The sequence below is a fragment of the Rhodococcus sp. O3 genome (assembly GCF_048897285.1).
GTDB lineage: Bacteria > Actinomycetota > Actinomycetes > Mycobacteriales > Mycobacteriaceae > Rhodococcus.
Genome location: NZ_JBMBTE010000028.1, coordinates 34,761 through 51,429, shown reverse-complemented (window position 1 = coordinate 51,429; position 16,669 = coordinate 34,761). Strand labels below are relative to the sequence as shown.

General features: G+C 70.3%; 12 protein-coding genes. 4 read left to right on the top strand and 8 right to left on the bottom strand.

Features of this window, described 5'->3' with window-relative positions:
- Positions 1–138 precede the first annotated feature (138 nt).
- Positions 139–933 carry a hypothetical protein gene (locus ACN675_RS10980; protein ID WP_420750895.1) on the bottom strand — a complete coding sequence of 265 codons (795 nt, stop codon included), beginning with the start codon at positions 931–933 and terminating at the stop codon, positions 139–141.
- A gap of 266 nt (positions 934–1,199) precedes the next feature.
- Here ACN675_RS10980 and ACN675_RS10975 point away from each other — a divergent pair, with 266 nt between their 5' ends.
- Positions 1,200–1,742, top strand: coding sequence for an RNA polymerase sigma factor (locus ACN675_RS10975; protein ID WP_420750894.1), 543 nt, complete (start codon positions 1,200–1,202; stop codon positions 1,740–1,742).
- A gap of 160 nt (positions 1,743–1,902) precedes the next feature.
- Positions 1,903–2,250, top strand: a complete 348-nt coding sequence (locus tag ACN675_RS10970; RefSeq protein WP_420750893.1) for a hypothetical protein — start codon at positions 1,903–1,905, stop codon at positions 2,248–2,250.
- 24 nt (positions 2,251–2,274) lie between these two features.
- On the opposite strand, the gene ACN675_RS10965 is transcribed toward ACN675_RS10970, so the two are convergent.
- Both ACN675_RS10965 and ACN675_RS10960 read right to left on the bottom strand, forming a co-directional pair.
- Positions 2,275–3,708, bottom strand: a complete 1,434-nt coding sequence (locus ACN675_RS10965) for a GTPase (RefSeq protein ID WP_420750892.1) — start codon at positions 3,706–3,708, stop codon at positions 2,275–2,277.
- A complete protein-coding gene (locus ACN675_RS10960; protein WP_420750891.1) occupies positions 3,705–5,495 on the bottom strand; it encodes a dynamin family protein in 1,791 nt (596 codons plus the stop codon). The genes ACN675_RS10965 and ACN675_RS10960 overlap by 4 nt, the downstream gene beginning before the upstream one ends.
- 64 nt (positions 5,496–5,559) lie before the next feature.
- On the opposite strand from ACN675_RS10960, the gene ACN675_RS10955 reads away from it, so the two are divergent.
- On the top strand, positions 5,560–6,831 hold the full coding sequence (locus tag ACN675_RS10955) for an aminodeoxychorismate synthase component I (RefSeq protein ID WP_420750890.1): 1,272 nt from the start codon (positions 5,560–5,562) through the stop codon (positions 6,829–6,831).
- On the opposite strand, the gene ACN675_RS10950 is transcribed toward ACN675_RS10955, so the two are convergent.
- From ACN675_RS10950 to rsmI, 4 genes are all read right to left on the bottom strand, one after another.
- Entirely contained in the window at positions 6,773–10,747 is a 3,975-nt protein-coding gene (locus ACN675_RS10950; RefSeq protein ID WP_420750889.1) for a WD40 repeat domain-containing protein, read from the bottom strand. The genes ACN675_RS10955 and ACN675_RS10950 overlap by 59 nt on opposite strands.
- A 482-nt stretch (positions 10,748–11,229) precedes the next feature.
- Complete coding sequence (locus tag ACN675_RS10945; RefSeq protein WP_420750888.1) at positions 11,230–11,685, bottom strand: SPW repeat protein; 456 nt, start codon at positions 11,683–11,685, stop codon at positions 11,230–11,232.
- A gap of 215 nt (positions 11,686–11,900) precedes the next feature.
- The gene (gene cycA, locus ACN675_RS10940) at positions 11,901–13,361 is read right to left on the bottom strand and encodes a D-serine/D-alanine/glycine transporter (RefSeq protein ID WP_420750887.1); all 1,461 of its coding nucleotides are present in this window, start codon (positions 13,359–13,361) and stop codon (positions 11,901–11,903) included.
- 22 nt (positions 13,362–13,383) lie between these two features.
- Positions 13,384–14,232 (bottom strand): 16S rRNA (cytidine(1402)-2'-O)-methyltransferase, encoded by an 849-nt coding sequence (gene rsmI, locus ACN675_RS10935; protein ID WP_420750886.1) that lies wholly within the window; start codon positions 14,230–14,232, stop codon positions 13,384–13,386.
- Positions 14,233–14,255: 23 nt separating this feature from the next.
- Here rsmI and ACN675_RS10930 point away from each other — a divergent pair, with 23 nt between their 5' ends.
- On the top strand, positions 14,256–15,809 hold the full coding sequence (locus ACN675_RS10930; protein ID WP_420750885.1) for a dolichyl-phosphate-mannose--protein mannosyltransferase: 1,554 nt from the start codon (positions 14,256–14,258) through the stop codon (positions 15,807–15,809).
- Between the two features lie 35 nt (positions 15,810–15,844).
- Here ACN675_RS10930 and ACN675_RS10925 read toward each other — a convergent pair whose 3' ends face one another.
- Complete coding sequence (locus ACN675_RS10925) at positions 15,845–16,666, bottom strand: T3SS (YopN, CesT) and YbjN peptide-binding chaperone 1 (RefSeq protein ID WP_420750884.1); 822 nt, start codon at positions 16,664–16,666, stop codon at positions 15,845–15,847.
- Positions 16,667–16,669: the final 3 nt, after the last annotated feature.

Below are 16,669 nucleotides of genomic sequence, written 5' to 3'. Positions count from 1 at the left end.
GTGTGCTTTCCCCCTCGGAAATGTCCGGTTCGGGCCGGAGGCCGTAATCGTGCGGCAGCCTATTGGACGCGGCGCCGCCGGTACCCGCGGGGCCCGCAGGTGCCGGCGGCGCCGGAAACGACAGCCCGATCTGGCCGGTCAGGCCAGGTCGGAGTAGTCCGCGTCCGAGGACGCACCGGAATCGAACGCGCTGGTGTCGATGTAGTCGTCGGCGATGCCGTCGCCGTCGTAGTCGACGGCACCGGTGCCGAGGTCCACGGTCGCATCGATTCCGCCGTCGCCGTCGAGATCGAAGATCGCCTCGTCGAAGGTGCCGTCGCCGTCGCCGTCGATCGCGGCGGCGTCGATGACGCCGTCGCCGTCGGTGTCCGCGGTGATCACGTCGACGGTGCCGTCACCGTCGAGGTCGATGACCTCCGCGTCGGCGACCCCGTCTCCGTCGGTGTCGAGGACCTGCACGCTGCTGCCGTCCTCGTTGACCACCTCGTCGAGGACAACCGGTCCGGCCGAACCCGCCGAGGAGCCGCCGCCCGGACCCGCGGTGCTCTCACCGGCACCGAGAGCGTCGGTCGAGGTGGAGCCCGTGCTGACCGCGTTGCTGTTCGAGGCGGAGGCCGACGACGCGCTGTCGGAGGAATCGGAGGCGGACGAGTTGCTGCCGTAGGACGAATCCGAGCCCGAGGCCGCCGAGGAACCGTAGGACGAGTCCGAGTCGGACGAGCCGGAGGTCTCGTACCGCTCGTAGCGCTCGTAGGACTCGTAGCTGGTCGAGCCTTCCTGAGCCGCCGAGGACGAGCCGTAGGACGAGTCGTTGTCGTAGGACGAGTTGTTGCCGTACGAGGAATCCGAGCTGGTGCCGGCGGTGGACTGCGAGTCCTGGCGGTTCGCGTTGCTCGAGCTGCTGCTGTCGGAGAAGGATCCGCGGTTTGCCATGTCGGTGCTGCCTTTCGCTCGTCGGGTGTCGGGGATAGGAGCAGCCGGCGGGACGGAAAGTTCCGGGCGGTTCACCGAAAATTTCCCGCGGCGTGGACCACACGATGAAACCCCAGGTCAGCGCAGGAAATCCGGCCGGAACTGTGTCGCAACTCACAGAATTCGGGCCGATCGGGCGCGAGATCCGCGCAATCCGCGCACCTGGCCCCGCACAAGACGCGAACCGTCCAGTAAGTTACACCCGGAAAGTTACGGAGGGGGCCGTCATGAGTGAAGCGGAATTGATCGAGCGGAGCCGGGCAGGGGACCAGGCTGCCTTCGCCGAACTCGTCGCACGGTCACGCGACCAGACCTGGGCGGTGTGCCTGCAGATCACCGGTCACCGGCACGATGCCGAGGACGCCCTGCAGGACACCCTGACCGCGGCATGGCAGAACCTCGCGTCGTTCCGGGGCACCGCCCGTTTCGGAACGTGGCTGTACCGCATCGCCACCAACGCATCGCTGGCGATCGTGCGCAAACGCCGCGAAACCCCCGAGGACGAGATCGACAACGGCGAGCACACGGGACGATCCGTCGCCGACAGCATCGCCGATACGGACATGGTCCGGCAGGCGCTGGCAGCGCTGCCCGAGCAGTTCCGCGTCGCCATCGTGCTGCGCGAGTACGCCGACATGAGCTACGCGGAGATCGCGGAGCATCAGGGCATCCCGGTCCAGACCGTCAAGAGCCGGATCAACCGGGCGCGGGCGCAACTCGTCGAGAAGCTGGCGCCGTCGATGCTCGACGCGGACGCACTCGAGCCCTGAGCCGCTGCCCGGCAGTCGCCCGGCGCATCGACTCCGACGACGCGCGCGGCGGCGCCGGGTTCGGCAGGTGCACGCCGCCCGGGCTCGGCGCGCGCTAACGTCGTCGGTGTACGTGCACCTGCACACACGGGCGAGTCGGGAATCGGAGGACGTGGTGACGATGACGAACGACCGGGAGCCGTCGCTGTGGGACCTCCTCGGCCTCGATCCGCAGGCCACCGTCTCCCCGCTGCCCGACGACGCTTGGGATCGAGCCGTGCGGATCGCGACCGACCCGGACACCCCGCCCGTCGGCGCCGATCTGATCCCGGCCGACGATCCCGACGATCTCGACGTCGATCCGGTGGTCGACATCGACCTCGGCGCCGACGAGGATGTGCCCGACCTGCAGGGAGACCACGAATCGGCCTTCGACTCCCCTGCGTTCGACGACGCTGCGTTCGACGACGCCGACGAGCCCTACGCCCACCCCGAGCCGGGCCACCCCGGCGACCCGGACCTCGCCTGAGCGCCGGGTCGCCCGTTCACACCGTCAGGTCCAGGACCGGACGATCGACGTGTAGGCCTGGGTGAGCGACACCAGCGCCGCGTCCTCCGCCGCCGATCGGGTGCTCAGGCTCTGCGTCTGCACCGACACGAGGCGTTCCTGCGCGATCGCACACAGCTGCTCCGGCGGGGCCGACGGATCGGCCCCGAGTGCCTCGGCGACGGTGGCGCCGCGCAGCAGCTGCGTCAGCTCCGTCACCGCGGGCGCGGACGGATCGGTCTCCAGCAGGGACCGCAACGACCGCAGCAGACCCACCTGGACCAGCGCCGGATCGGACTTCAGCTCGGAGACGATCTGCCGGATACCGTCCCGGGCCGGATGGGTGTACGCCAGCGCGTCGAGTTCGGCGACGATCCGCCCGGCACGGTGCAGGACCGCGAAACGCCGCAGGGACCGGTCGAGCACGGCGCGCAGCGGATCGATGCCGGAGGCCGAGGTCAGCCACTGGTTGACCTGATGGGCGCCGCCGCGCGCCGGACCGCGGCCGTGCACGAGCCCGTACTCCCCGACCATGTCGATGAGCCGGAACACGCGGTCCCGGGGTACGGGAAGCGCACCGTCGCCGACGTCGAGCAGATCGAACAGCTCCAGCGGCGCGAACGGAGCCAGGGCGGCCAGGTCCCGGGCGTCGTTCTCGGTGAACGCACCGGTGTGCGAGGTCTGGGCGAGCAGGCCGGCCACCGGAACCACCGCGCCGACCACGTCCGCGAGTCGTCGGGACAACACCCCGGCGTGCTCGACGGCATGCCCGATCGGGTCGCGGCGGCCGAGCACACCACGACCGAAGCCGTCGGCGCGGGACAGCACCCCGAGCGTGTTCAACGGGGTGAATCCGAGCCGCTGCAGGAACGAGATCTCGTCGGCGCGGGGCATCGAATCGAACAGGAACACTGCCGCGTCGGCGTCGACGGACGCCGAGCGGGTCTGTTCGAAGCCGTCGATGAGGGCGCGTTCGGTCGCCGCGGCGTTCGCGACGGTCAGCGTCGCCAGGCCCGGGGTGTCGACGAGCGTGATCCGCGTCAGCGCCTGCGACGGCAGGTGCCGGTGCACGTACGCGACCTCGGTCTCGGGCACGCCGAGGTCGGCGGTCGCGCCGAAGGTCAACGGCACCGCGCGGCGGGAACCGTCGAGCTTCACGACCTCCGCCCGGGAGGGCGCACCGTTCTCGTACACGGTGACGACGCTGGTGGCCTCGAGCGCCGCGGTCTCGGCGACCGGAGCCCCGATCAACGCGTTGACCAGCGTGGACTTGCCGGCCTTGAGCCGGCCCACGACGACGATGCGCGGCGGCGACCACAGGATCCCGCCGATCCGGTTGGCGTGTCCGACGAGATCGCCGCCGAACTGCGCGAGCCGGTGCAGCGCGGCGTCGATGCGGTGGTGGATCGGGTCGGTGGCGTCGGTGACCGGCGCGTTCATGCCGGGACCGCCGTGGTCGCCGGGGCACCGAGCGCAGCCTCGATGGGCGTGATCTTCCCGCGGGTGATACGCAGGTTCTTCTCCAGCCGGGTGACGTTCGCCTCGCGCGCGGCGGCGTCGGCCTGCGCGGACCGCTTCGCCTCCTCGATCTGCTTCTGCAGCACGGTGATGCGCTCCTGGAGGTTGCGGCGACGGCCGAGCACGATCTCCGGGCGGGTCGTGGCGAGCGTCGCGTCGAGCATGCGGGTCGTGGCGGTCCGGGCGGTCGCGATCGTCTCCCGCAGCCAGGTGAGCAGGTTCGTCTTGCCGGCCCGCATCGCGCGGAATCCGAGGTTGACGGCCACCCACACCACACCGGCGACCGCCCCGACGCCGATCACCGCGCCGAGCATGGTGGTGCCGATCATGCCCATCGACAGGACGCTCGGATCGAGCAGACCCTGTCGTTTCGAGGTGACCTCGTTGGTGACGAGCGGGTCGGTGCGCATCGACGCGACCGCGATCTCGCGGATGCGTTCCCACTCCTCGGTGCTGTCGAACAGTTCGGTGGTGATCCGCTCGAGGTCGGCGAGGAACCCTTCGGCGGTCATGGCCATCGCCTCGAGCAGGTCGGTCTGGATGCGGGCGGTGAACACCTGCGGCGACTTGCGCAGCACCTCCATCGACGACTTGTTGATGCGAGTGGTCCAGTCCTCGCGGACCCTGGTGAGGTGTTCGTCGAGGCGGGTCGCGGCCTGTTGCCGGGCCAGCGTGAGATCGCGCTGCAGGTGTTGCTCCCAGTGCTGCGCCTCGTCCTTGAGGTTGCGGAGCCGTTCCAGTTCGGCGCTCAGGTCCGGGATCGCGGCCTCCCCGGCCTTGACGACGGCGAGCTCGTCCTCGATGGTGCGTTCGACCTCCCGCAGTCCTTCGAGGCAGATGCGCAGGGCGTCGGTCGCGGGTGACTGTTCCGCGGCAGTGAGGCTCTTCTCGATGGCCGACCACAGCGCGGGAATCCCGGAGAACGTCACCGCGCGGTCGCGCAGTGCGTCGGGGAGTCCGGCGTCCTGCGCGGCGAGCGCGCGGACGCTCGAGACGGGCACGACCGGGATGTCGCGGCCGACGTGCTTCGCGATCGAGCGCCGGTTCTCGGCGACGATGTCCGCCCAGCGAGTGGTGGCCTTGTCCGTCTTGGTGACGGCGACCACGACGTTCTCGACGCCGGCGGCGCTCTCGCGCAGAAACTGCATCTCCGGTTCCGTGATGGGGGTCGAGGCGTCGCACACCATCACGAGCACGGCGGCCTGGTCGGCGGACTGGCGAGCCAGTCCCGCATGCCGGGGGTCGAGGCCACCGACGCCGGGCGTGTCGACGATGGTGGCGGTCTCGAGCCGCCGCGACGCGACGGGCACCACCGCGGCGACCGGCAGCGCCTCGACCGCCGGATCGGTGACGTACCGCCCGCCGGTGGTCGTCCAGTCGGCGAGTTCGGCGTGCGGGATCCGGCGGTTGCCGTCCGGGAACACCAGTTCCGCTGTGCCCTCCGGGTTCTCGGCGTCGGCCGGCACGAACCGGATGGACACGGCGGTGGCGTTCTCCACGTCGTCCACCGTGATGCCGTCACGGCCGATCAACGCGTTGACCAGCATGCTCTTTCCCCGTTTGATCTCGCCGACCACGACGACCGATCGCGTACGCCCTTCGCCCGACAACTTGCGTTCGGCACGGTCGGCGAGTGCGTTGCGGCCGTACGCCCGCAGCACCTTGCCGGCGCCGGTCACAAGGTCGGCCACCCCCAATTCAGCAGACACGGATCAAGACCCTACCGAGTCCCGCGGTTTCGGCAGTGGTGCGTGCCCGTGGAAAGCTGGGACCATGCGGATGGAGCGACTGGGCGACGGAGGAAGCCCCGCACAAGTGCTCCGGGCGCTCGGCGTTCGCGCCCGCGACCTCGGAATCGCCCCACCCGCCGCGCTGACCGGCACGTGGTTCGGCGCCGCCGCCGTGATCGCCCCCAGCCTGGCCACCTCCCCCGCCCCGGTCCGGGGCACCTTCACCCGGACGACCGGTCGGATCACCGACGAGGACCGGCCGTTGATCGGGGGCGGATGGATCGGTTATCTCGCGTATCCGGACCGGGTCCCGACGACCCCGGCACTGCCGGTCGCGGCGGGCGGGTGGACCGACGTCGTGCTGCGACTCGACGACACCGGCTGCTGGTGGTACGAGACGCTGACGGACGAGCCGTGCCCACCGGATCTGGCTGCCGCCGTGCACGACCCGGATCCCGCGGTGCCGGACTGGCGGATCGACTGGACCCCACCGGACCGGGCGACGCACCGGCACGGCGTCGAACAGTGCCTCGACGCGATCCGGGCCGGGGAGGTGTACCAGGCGTGCGTGTGCACCCGCTTCACCGGCACCTGGTCCGGGGACCCGCTCGCGTTCTTCGCCGACGCGGTCGAGACCACCCGCCCGAACCGGGCCGCCTACCTGCAGGGACCCTGGGGCGCGGTGGCGTCCCTGTCACCCGAACTGTTCCTGGCCTGCCACCGCGACCGCGTCGAGTCCTCCCCCATCAAGGGCACGCTCCCGTTGCACCGCGACCCCGCCGACCTGCGAGCCTCCGTCAAGGACGTCGCCGAGAACGTGATGATCGTCGATCTGGTGCGCAACGACCTCGGCCGGGTCGCCGAGACCGGCACCGTCACCGTCACCGATCTGCTCGGCGTGCATCCGGCGCCCGGCGTGTGGCATCTGGTGTCGACGGTCGCCGCGACTCTCGGGCCGGACGTCACCGCCGACGCGCTGCTCGACGCCGCGTTCCCGCCCGCGTCGGTCACCGGGTGCCCCAAACTCCGGGCGCGCGACCTGCTGCAGGACTGGGAAGAGTTGCCCCGCGGCGTGTACTGCGGCACCGTCGGCATGGCGAGTCCCGTCGCCGGGCTCGAACTGAACGTCGCCATCCGCACCGTCGAATTCGCCGGGAACGAGTGCGCACTCGGCGTCGGGGGCGGCATCACCATCGATTCCGATCCGGACGCCGAATGGCAGGAATGCCTCGACAAGGCCGCGAGCATCCTGCAGCTCAGTCCCCGCACACGTCCAGTCCCCCGGGCAGCTCGAACTGCAGGAGCACCGCGCTGATCTCTCCGGTGGTCGACGAACAGATGCGCTCTGTGATCTCCTCCGGGTCGAGACCCCACGTCCGGATCACGCCGTCGCCACCCGCCGCGGCGACCGTGCCGTTCGGCAGGAACCGCACCTGCCAGCGGCCGACGCCGGTGTCGGTGATCGGTCCGCCCATCGCGTGCATCGCCTGCGGGGACGCCACGTCCCACAACCGGACGGTGCCGTCGTCGCTGCCGCTGGCCACCACGCCACCGCCGGGCGCCACCGACACCGAATAGACCGTCCCGGTGTGTCCCCGCAGCGGCGTGCTCCGCGCGGTGAATCCGCCGTCGTCGCCGCGATCCCAGACGATCACCGTGTGGTCGTCGCCGCCGGTCGCCAGCACCGAACCGTCCGCACCGAACGACAAGCCGTTGACACCGGCCGTGTGCCCACCGGTCACCGGCACCGCGACCGGCCGGTCCGGGTCCGCGATGTCCCACGCGTAGATCTCTCCGTCCGCGCTCGCGACGACGAGGCTGCGGCCGTCCGGGCTCACGGTGGCGCTGCGCACCAGGTTCGTGGGACCGGTCAACGGTGCGCCGCGCGGCACCGGACGCACCGGATCGGTCACATTCCACAGGGTCACCGACTGGTCGTCCGCGCCGGTCACCAGCGTCCTGCCGTCCGGGGTGAACGCCAACTCCGAGGTGAACCGGGTGCCGAGCCGGAGGGGTTCACCGAGCGGGCGCGGGTGTTCCGGGTCGGCCACGTCCCACAGGCGGACACTGCCACCGGAGGTGGGGGCGGTCGCCAGGATCGTCCCGGCCGGCGACAACGCGACGACGTTCGCGCCGCCGAGCGGACGCGGCAGGTCGATCGCCGTGACCTGGCTCCAGCGGCCGCCGTCGTCGATGCGCCACAGGTTCACCACCGAGTCGTAACCTCCGGTCGCGGCGAGCCTGCCGGACCGGTCGACGGACGGCAGGGTCAGGGCGGCATCGGCGACACCGACGCGTTCGCGCGGCAACGTCCACATCCGGATCTTGGAATCCTGCCCGCCGGTGACGACGGTCCGGCCGTCGGGTGTCACGGTCAACACGGGCAGTCCGCCGCCGTTGCCGGTCAGTCCCGGTTTCAGTTCGTCGACGATCCCGGCGACCGGGTCGACGGACCACAGCTTCGCGGTGCCGTCCCACGACGCGGACGCGACCGTGCGCCCGTCGGGCAGGAACGTCACCCTCCACACGCCCCCGCTGTGCGCGTCGGTTGGGGCGCCCAGCGGTCTCGGTGCCGCGACGACGGTGGTGTCGAACAGGTGGAGCATGCCGTCGTCGCTGCTCACGACGAGTCTCGTGCCGGTGGGGTCGAAGTCCGCCGAGTGCGCGACGTCGCCGAACCCGGTGAGCGGCGCTCCGATCAGAGTGGGGTCGGTCGGGTCGCTGACGTCCCACAGCCGCACGCTGCGGTCGTCGCTGGTGGTGGCGAGGACCGAGCCGTCGGTCCGGAAGACCGCGGTGCGCACGGCGCCCTCGTGGGCGTTCAGCACGGTCACCGGGAAATCCGGGGTTGTCGTGTCGATGAGCGCGACGGTGCCGTCGTCGTACGGCACCGCCACCAGCCGGCCGGTCGGGGAATACCGCACGTTGTGCACGGCGATTCCCTCGGTGACGTGGTGTTCGAGCAGCAGGACCGGATGGGCGCGGTCGGTGACATCCCAGATCCAGACGCTGCCGTCGCCACCTCCGGCGGCGAGGCGCCGACCGTCGGGACTGAACGACACCGACGCCATGTAGTCGGGCAGCGCGGTCAGCGGTTCCCCGATCGGTTTCGGGTCGGCGCGGTCGGACAGGTCCCACAACCGGACGGCGCCGTCGTCGCTGGCCGACGCGAGGGTGGCTCCGTCCGGTGAGACCGCCACCCCGTATACGGGTCCGGTGTGCCCGTCCAGGGTCCGCGCGAGCGGAGTCCCCTGGGTGGCGACGAGCCGGGAGTAGGCGATATCGCTGTCGGGCTGCAGCTGGGCCGCAACCAGCGACAGGTCCGCCGACGTCGTCGGATCGTCGTCGCGCATGGCGTCGGCGAGCGCGATGATCTGCTGGAACTCGGCGGCGCTGCGTTCCTCTTCGGCGCGGTTCTTCGCGGTCCACGCCAGCGTGCCCGTCACGAACGAGACGATCGTCGAGATCGCGAGGCCGGCGAGAACCATCCGCCGCCACCGCGCGGCCCGTTCGATCTCCCGCCGGGACGCGGCGAGGAAATCGACGGCGGTGGGACTCAACGCCGAGCCCACCTCTCCTCGTCCGCTGCCGACCCGGGTCAGCCGTGCGTCCTGTTCGCGGACCAGATCCATGCGTCCGCGCTGGTAGAGCATGCTCTTGTTGCGGCCGGTCGCCACCCAGTTCGCGGCGTCCGCCTCGAGCTGCTGACGAAGCGCCGCCGACGAGCGGTCCTCCTGAATCCAGGACTTCAGACGCGGCCACGCCTCGATCACGGCGTCGTGGATCAGCTCGGCATGTCCCGCATCGACGACGACCACGCGGGCGGACACGAAATGGTCGAGGACACGTGTCGCAGTGGCGCGGTCGCCGAGCGCGAGCAGCTGGGTGAGCGGGCGGGCGATCTTCACGTCGGTGCCGGTGTTGGTGACGTACACCAGGTGCACCAGCATCTCCCGGGCCAGCTGCCGGCCTCGATCGTCGAGTTCCTCCCAGGCTCGTTCGGCGCTCGCGGCGATCGAACCGCGCACCCCTCCGGTGGCGCGGTATCCGGCGACGGTGAGGTTCCCGCCCCGGCGGCGATCCCACATGGTGTCGAGCAGGTGCGACAACAACGGCAGCTCCGTGCCGCTGAGCTCACCCCCGGTGAGCACTCCGAGGTCGTTGAGGATGAGATCGGCCAGACCGGATTCGAGTTTGACGCCGACGAGCTTGGCCGGTTCGGTGATCACTTCCTCGAGGTTTTCGCGGCGCATCGGTCGCACCGTCTTGGTGCGGCGTTCGAGCGCGCGGGCCAGAACGGGATAGGACACCGCCTGCTCGTAGAAGTCCGAGCGCATCGTCGCGACGACGGTCGCCGGGGCGTCCTCGTGGTCGACGGTGGTCGAGGCCCGTTCGAGGACCCCGAGAAACTGGGAGCGTTCGTCGCGGTCGTCACACTGGGTGAACAGTTCCTCGATCTGGTCGACGACGATCAGCAGCGACGAACACCCCATCCGGGCGGCCGCCGCACGGATCGCCTGCTGGACGGCGACGGCGTCGGCGCGCTGTGCGGCGGGGTCGGCGAGTTCGGGGATCGCCTCGGCGAGACGGTCGAGCGGGTGCCGCCCCGGGGTGAGCACGACGGGCCGCTGGTCGCCGTCCCCGCACAGTTCCGGGATCAGCCCCGCCTGCACGAGCGACGACTTGCCGACGCCGGAAGCCCCGGTCACGACCACCGGTCCGTGCCCGTGCGCCGCGACGGTGATGTCGGCGGTTGTGCGCACGCTCTCGGCGCGGCCGAAGAACAGCCACGCATCCTTCTCCCGGTACGCGGACAGCCCCCGGTACGGGCGCACTCCGGCCTGGGGCACCGGCGCAGCCTCGGGTGGTTCGGCCGTCCGGCCCGGTCCCGACGACGATCCGCGGGCACGGTCCCACCAGCTCTGCCACTGCTTCAGCGAGTACAGACCCGGGGTGGGCGGTTCGGGGTTCAGGGCGCGGGCCGCCCGGACGAGTGCGACGAGCACGGGACGCACGGTCTCGAAGCTGGCGGGCAGACGCTTCCCGGAACGCCAGTCGCTGAGCCGCTGCACGGACACCGTGCGGTCGCTGCCCATGGCACGGGCGAGGGTCGCGGATTCCGTTTCGACCTTCTTCAGGGGCGGCCGGCCCGCGGCGGCGAAGAGCATGCGCAACTGGTCCGCGAAGAACTGCCGAGGGTCGGGTTCCGCGCGGCCGTCGTCCTCTGCCATCCGCTTCCGCACCTTCCGGTTCGTCGGAGATTGCCCTGGGATTCGAGGAAAACTCCGCTGCGGAAAATTTCCTCACCTACTGTGACCTGGGATGATATCCGTTCCGCAGGGTCCGGTAGTTGGTCGGGTCGCTTTTCGGCGGAAGAGTCGTCACCGAAGCGAGAACAGTCTCGCTACCAGCGTGGCCCCACGCCGGTGGGAATTGAAGTTCGAGGGGTAGTTCCTGTCGGCGTGGGGAAGCGGTGGCTCGGGTCCTGAGGGTGACCATGATCAGAATCGTCGACCGGATTTCCGGCTGGGTGCCCCCGTCGTTCGTCGTAGCAGGTACGGTCGCTGCGTCGGTGGTGCTGATACTCGCGCTCGCCTAGGTGCGCAAGACTGCGCCACCCCGCCCGTTGCCGGGCGGGGTGCACACGAGGGTTTCGGACACACGAGGGTCTCGGAGCCGGTTCGGGCTCCTTACCCAGACCCGAGCGTCCGGGTCAGCGCGTCGGTGTCATGCGACGCGAGCGCCCCATGAGGTCGGTACCCATCGCGGCGGTCGCGAGACCCAGCAGGCAGACCACGATGCCGCAGACGACGTTGGACCAGATCATCCCGGTAGTTGTGGTCACTCCGGCGACCACCCACGGGGAGACGATCAACCAGACCCCGAGCAACGGTGCCACGAACGTCATCCCGTGGGTGCGGCCGAGCGCCGAGCCGAACGCGACTGCCAGCAGGGCGACCGCGAGGCCGGTGAACAGGTTGCTCATCGTCAGGTTCATCTCGCCGCTGAAGCCGACGATCCAGGCGGAGCACGCCGCGTAGAGACCGGCGATCATCAGCAGTCCGTCGGCCACCTGCGCCGGGGGCTGTTCGGCCGCCATGTCGTAGCGCGCGCGCAATTCGAGAATGTCCGGGTGGGTGCGCATCGCATCGTGTGCAGATGTCGACATCGTTCTCATCTCCCTGGCCGGCGCACAAGACCACGGCCTTCTGCGCCGAATCGGTCGTTGGACGGGGAAGATTGCTCAGCGATCAGGAGGATCGCGAAAGAAGCAGAACACCCATAGACGCCTCCGGAGTCCGTTGTGTGGTAATTCAATTCCACACCCCGGTGAGCCCGAGCGGAAGGGGTGCGCGGCCCCGCTCGACGATGCGGCGGCGCCGCTCAGTCGCGCGCCGCTTGTTCGGCCGCGGCCTCGTCCTCCAGGTCCTTGCGGAACGCGGCGTACCTGGCCCGATGCTCCGGGCTGCGACGGATCACGGCCCACGCAACCCCCAGCACCGCGAACCAGATCGGAGTCACCAGCAGCGCCTCGAGGGTGTCCGTCTCCTGGGTGAGCGCCCAGACGATGAACGCGAAGAATGCGTAGACGACCCACACCATCGGCACACCGCCGGGCATCTTGAACGTCGACGCCTCGTGCAGGTCCGGACGGCGCTTCCGGTACCGCAGGTAGCTCGCCAGGATGATCGACCACACGAACATGAACAGCAGCGCCGAGATCGTCGTGACGAGCGTGAACGCCTCGATGACCGAGTCACCGGCGAACAGCAGCACGATCGCGGACAGCAGGAACATGCACGAGAACATCAGCGCGTTCGCCGGGACCCGGCGCCGGTTGAGTCTGCCCAGCGCCGCCGGCGCATCGCCCTCCTGCGCGAGCCCGTACACCATCCGCGAGGTCGAGTAGATGCCCGAGTTCGCGGACGACGCCGCCGAGGTGAGCACGACGAAGTTGATGACCGACGCGGCGATACCGAGGCCGGCGAGGGTGAACATCGCCACGAACGGGCTGCGACCGGCCTCGATCTCCCGCCACGGCGTCACCGCCATGATGACGACCAGCGCGGCGACGTAGAACAGCAGCACGCGGATCGGGATCGAGTTGATCGCCTTCGGCAGGTTCTTCTCCGGGTCCTTGGCCTCGGCGGCGGTGGTACCGACCAGCTCGATCCCGACGAACGCGAACACCGCGATCTGGAAACCCGCGACGAATCCCATCGGGCCGGTCGGGAAGAACCCGCCGTCGTTCCACAGGTTGTCGAAACCGGCGGTCGCGCCGTTGGGGGCCGTGAAGCCGCCGATGATCATGACCAGGCCGACCACGATGAGACTGACGATCGCGACGATCTTGATGAGGGCGAACCAGAACTCGGTCTCGCCGAACGCCCGCACGGTCGGCAGGTTCAGCAGCAGCAACGCCAGGATCGCCGCCAGGGCGGGAATCCACAGCGGCACGTCCGACCACCAATAACGCACGTAACCGGAGATCGCGATGATGTCGGCGATGCCGGTGACGATCCAGCAGAACCAGTACGTCCAGCCCGTGAAGAACCCGGCCCACGGCCCCAGCAGGTCGGCCGCGAAGTCCGCGAACGACTTGTAGTGCAGGTTCGACAGCAGCAGCTCGCCCATCGCCCGCATGACGAAGAACAGCATGAACCCGATGATCATGTACACGAAGATCACCGACGGACCGGCCAGGGAGATCGTCTTACCCGACCCCATGAACAGTCCGGTTCCGATGGCACCACCGATCGCGATGAGCTGGATGTGCCGGTTGGACAGCTGACGCGAAAGATGCGGTTCGTCGGTCGTGGACACGGGTTCGGGTGGAGCACTCACTGCGACGAGTCTACGGACGTGGTCATTCCTGCCGTGCGGCGAGTACCGCGTCGTACAGCTCCCGCTTCGAGACACCGGCGGTTGCGGCCTGCCCGCACGCGTCCTTCAGACGCATCCCGCTCGCGACGAGCCGTTCGACCTCCTCGACGAGATCGGCGGGGTCGGCGACCTGCTGCGATGCCCCCTCGAGGACCACGGTGATCTCGCCGCGCGCGCCGTCGACGGCCCAGTCCGCGAGCTCGGCGAGCGTGCCGCGCCGCACCTCCTCGTAGGTCTTGGTCAGCTCCCGGCACACCGCGGCGCGGCGTTCGCCGCCCAGCACCGCGACCGCGTCGGCCAGGCACGCCGCCAGCCGGTGCGGGGCTTCGAAGAACACCACCGCGCGCGGTTCCGTCACGAGCGTCTGCAGCCAGGCGCGGCGCGGGCCGGACTTGCGGGGCGGGAAACCGTCGAAGCAGAACCGTTCGACGGGCAACCCCGACAGCGCGAGCGCCGTGGTCACCGCGGACGGGCCGGGCAGGCATGTGACCGGCAGATCCGCGGCGACGCACGCGGACACCAGCCGGTAGCCGGGGTCGCTCACCGACGGCATGCCCGCGTCGGTGACCAGCAGCACGGTCAGTCCCGATTCGATGTCCGCGATCAGCGCCGGGGCGCGGGTGACTTCCACCTGGTCGTAGAAGCTGACGACGCGACCGGTGATGGTCACGCCGAGGGCGGCAGCGAGCGACCGGGTGCGGCGGGTGTCCTCGGCGGCGACGACGTCGGCCGTCGCGAGGGCTTCGCGGAGCCGGCTCGAGGCGTCGCCGATGTCGCCCATCGGCGTGGCCGCCAGCACGAGCCGTCCTTGTCCCGGGTTCTCTGCCTGCATGCGTATCAGCCTACGATCGGACCGTGACCGTGACGGACGAGCGCCCTGCCGAGGCCCCGGACCGTCGCCTCCTGAGTCCCGGGCCGCTGGTGCCCCCGGTCGATCCGGGTCCCACCGACCGTGCCCGCGGCTGGGTGGTGACCCTGTTCGTCACCGCGCTCGCCGCGATCACCCGCTTCGCGATGCTCCACTACCCCACCGACGCGAAGACGCCGGTGTTCGACGAGAAGCACTATGTGCCGCAGGGCTGGCAGGTGCTCACCGGCGGCTGGATCGAGGACAACCCCGGCTACGGGCTGGTGGTGCATCCGCCGGTCGGTAAACAGCTCATCGCGCTCGGCGAGGCCCTGTTCGGTTACAACGGGTGGGGCTGGCGGTTCTCGTCGGCGGTCGCCGGCACGATCCTGGTGCTGCTGGTGGTACGCATCGTGCGGCGGCTGACCCGGTCGACGCTGCTCGGCGGCCTCGCCGGGGTGTTGCTCATCGTCGACGGGGTCACGTTCGTCTCGTCCCGGATGGGGATGCTCGACGTCTTCCAGGCGATGTTCGTCGTCGGTGCGTTCGGTTGCCTGATCGTGGACCGCGACGACGTGCGCGCCCGCATGGCGCGGGTGGTCGCGGAGGACCGCATCGGCGTCAGCGCCTGGGGTCCGCGGCTCGGGGTCCGCTGGTGGCGGTTCGGCGCGGGTGTGCTGCTGGGCCTGGCCGTCGGCACCAAGTGGTCCGGGGTCTATTTCATCGCGTTCTTCGGGTTGATGTCGGTGGCGTTCGACGTCGCCGCGCGCCGCGCCTACGGGGTGCGCCGGCCGTGGGTGGGCACCGCGCTGCGCGATATCGGCGCGGCGCTGTACGCGCTGGTGCTGATCCCGCTCGGTGTGTATCTGGCGAGCTATTGGGCGTGGTTCGCCAGCGAAACCGGGGTGGACCGGCACGCGGTGGGCACGAAGATCGGCACCGACGGGCCGTTCTCGTTCGTGCCGGATTCGCTGCGGTCTCTGTGGTACTACAGCGCGAACGTGCTCGAGTTCCACTCCGGATTGACCAACTCGGCGGGCAACCACCATCCGTGGGAGTCGAAGCCGTGGACGTGGCCGATGGGTCTGCGTCCGATGCTGTACTACTTCGCCGAGGGCGACCGCATCCGCGGGTGCGGCGAGGAGCAGTGCGTCAAGGCGGTCATGCTGATCGGCACGCCCGCCTTGTGGTGGGTGTCGCTGGCGATGGTCGCGTGGGGTCTGTGGCAGATCGTGGTGCGGCGCGACTGGCGGTGGGCGGCCGTGCTCACCGGCTACGGCGCGGCGCTGCTGCCCTGGTTCGCGACCCTCGACCGGCAGATGTACTACTTCTATGCCGTGCCGTTGGCGCCGTTCCTGGTGATGGGCGTGGCGCTCGTGCTCGGGGACGTGCTCGGCCCGGCCCGCGCGTCGCGGGAAAGACGCTCGACGGGCCTGCTCGTCGTGTGCCTGTACGTGGGTCTGGTGGTCGCGAACTTCGTGTGGTTGTGGCCGATCCTGACGGCGCTGCCGATCACGGTCGCCGAGTGGCACGACCAGCTGTGGCTGCCGAGCTGGCGCTGACCCGCCCGGTACGGGTCCGTCCGATACCGGTCCGGTCAGTACCAGTCGTCGAACAAGGCCGTGTCCGGTGTGCCGGGCCGGCGATCGTCCTCGGTGTAATGGATGCCCCCGAAGTTCGTGGCGACCCGCCGAGCCACCGCAGGCATGAGCCGGCGCATCGCATCGATCCGCTCCTCCAGGTGGGCCGGGTCGAACGGCGCCGCCGGGATCTCCCCGGTCCCGACCAGCCGGTCCTCGACGACCAGCGCGCGCACGCCCGGCCCGCCGCGCAATCCGTCGACCCAGTGCGCGGCCCCGGTCCGATCGGCGATCCGGTGCAGCAGCGGGATCCACACCCGCACCGCGGGAACGGTGCGGTCGACGATCACGAAGATCACCTGCGAGTCGAGAACCAGCACGAAGTCGCCGTCGGCGTCGATGCTGGCGGGCCGGCCCAGCACGTGTGCGAGCGCGTCGCCGACGCGGCCGCGCAGCTCGTCGTACCACTGCGCACCGTCGACGGTCGGATACGGACCGACCTGCACGAACGCCGGCTCGACGACGTCCCACCGGTCGCGCAGCACGCCCACCACCCAGGAGGCGACGGCGTCGGGGTCGCCGGTCGTCGACGGCGTGTCGGGCGGGCTCTGCGGCGGCGCGGACGGCCCGTACTCCCACGGCGGGGCGAGGATGCGGGCGCAGACCCCGAGGCCGGGGCGGTTCTCGATCCGCACCCCCGCAACCGGGGTCAACGCCGTGTCCGCGCGCAGTTCGAGGGCGTCGCCGCCGGGTAGCTCACCGATGCTGCGTGCCATCTGGTTCCGGAACCTGGCCCAGGCGAGCTCGACCGATTCGTCGAAGTGGCCGATGTCGTTCACGAA

Coding starts and splice junctions, on each gene's coding strand:
- ACN675_RS10945 (WP_420750888.1), bottom strand. CDS start 11,685: ATGTCGACATCTGCACACGATGCGATGCGCACCCACCCGGACATTCTC.
- ACN675_RS10975 (WP_420750894.1), top strand. CDS start 1,200: ATGAGTGAAGCGGAATTGATCGAGCGGAGCCGGGCAGGGGACCAGGCT.
- ACN675_RS10950 (WP_420750889.1), bottom strand. CDS start 10,747: ATGGCAGAGGACGACGGCCGCGCGGAACCCGACCCTCGGCAGTTCTTC.
- ACN675_RS10970 (WP_420750893.1), top strand. CDS start 1,903: ATGACGAACGACCGGGAGCCGTCGCTGTGGGACCTCCTCGGCCTCGAT.
- rsmI (WP_420750886.1), bottom strand. CDS start 14,232: ATGCAGGCAGAGAACCCGGGACAAGGACGGCTCGTGCTGGCGGCCACG.
- ACN675_RS10980 (WP_420750895.1), bottom strand. CDS start 933: ATGGCAAACCGCGGATCCTTCTCCGACAGCAGCAGCTCGAGCAACGCG.
- ACN675_RS10965 (WP_420750892.1), bottom strand. CDS start 3,708: ATGAACGCGCCGGTCACCGACGCCACCGACCCGATCCACCACCGCATC.
- ACN675_RS10955 (WP_420750890.1), top strand. CDS start 5,560: ATGCGGATGGAGCGACTGGGCGACGGAGGAAGCCCCGCACAAGTGCTC.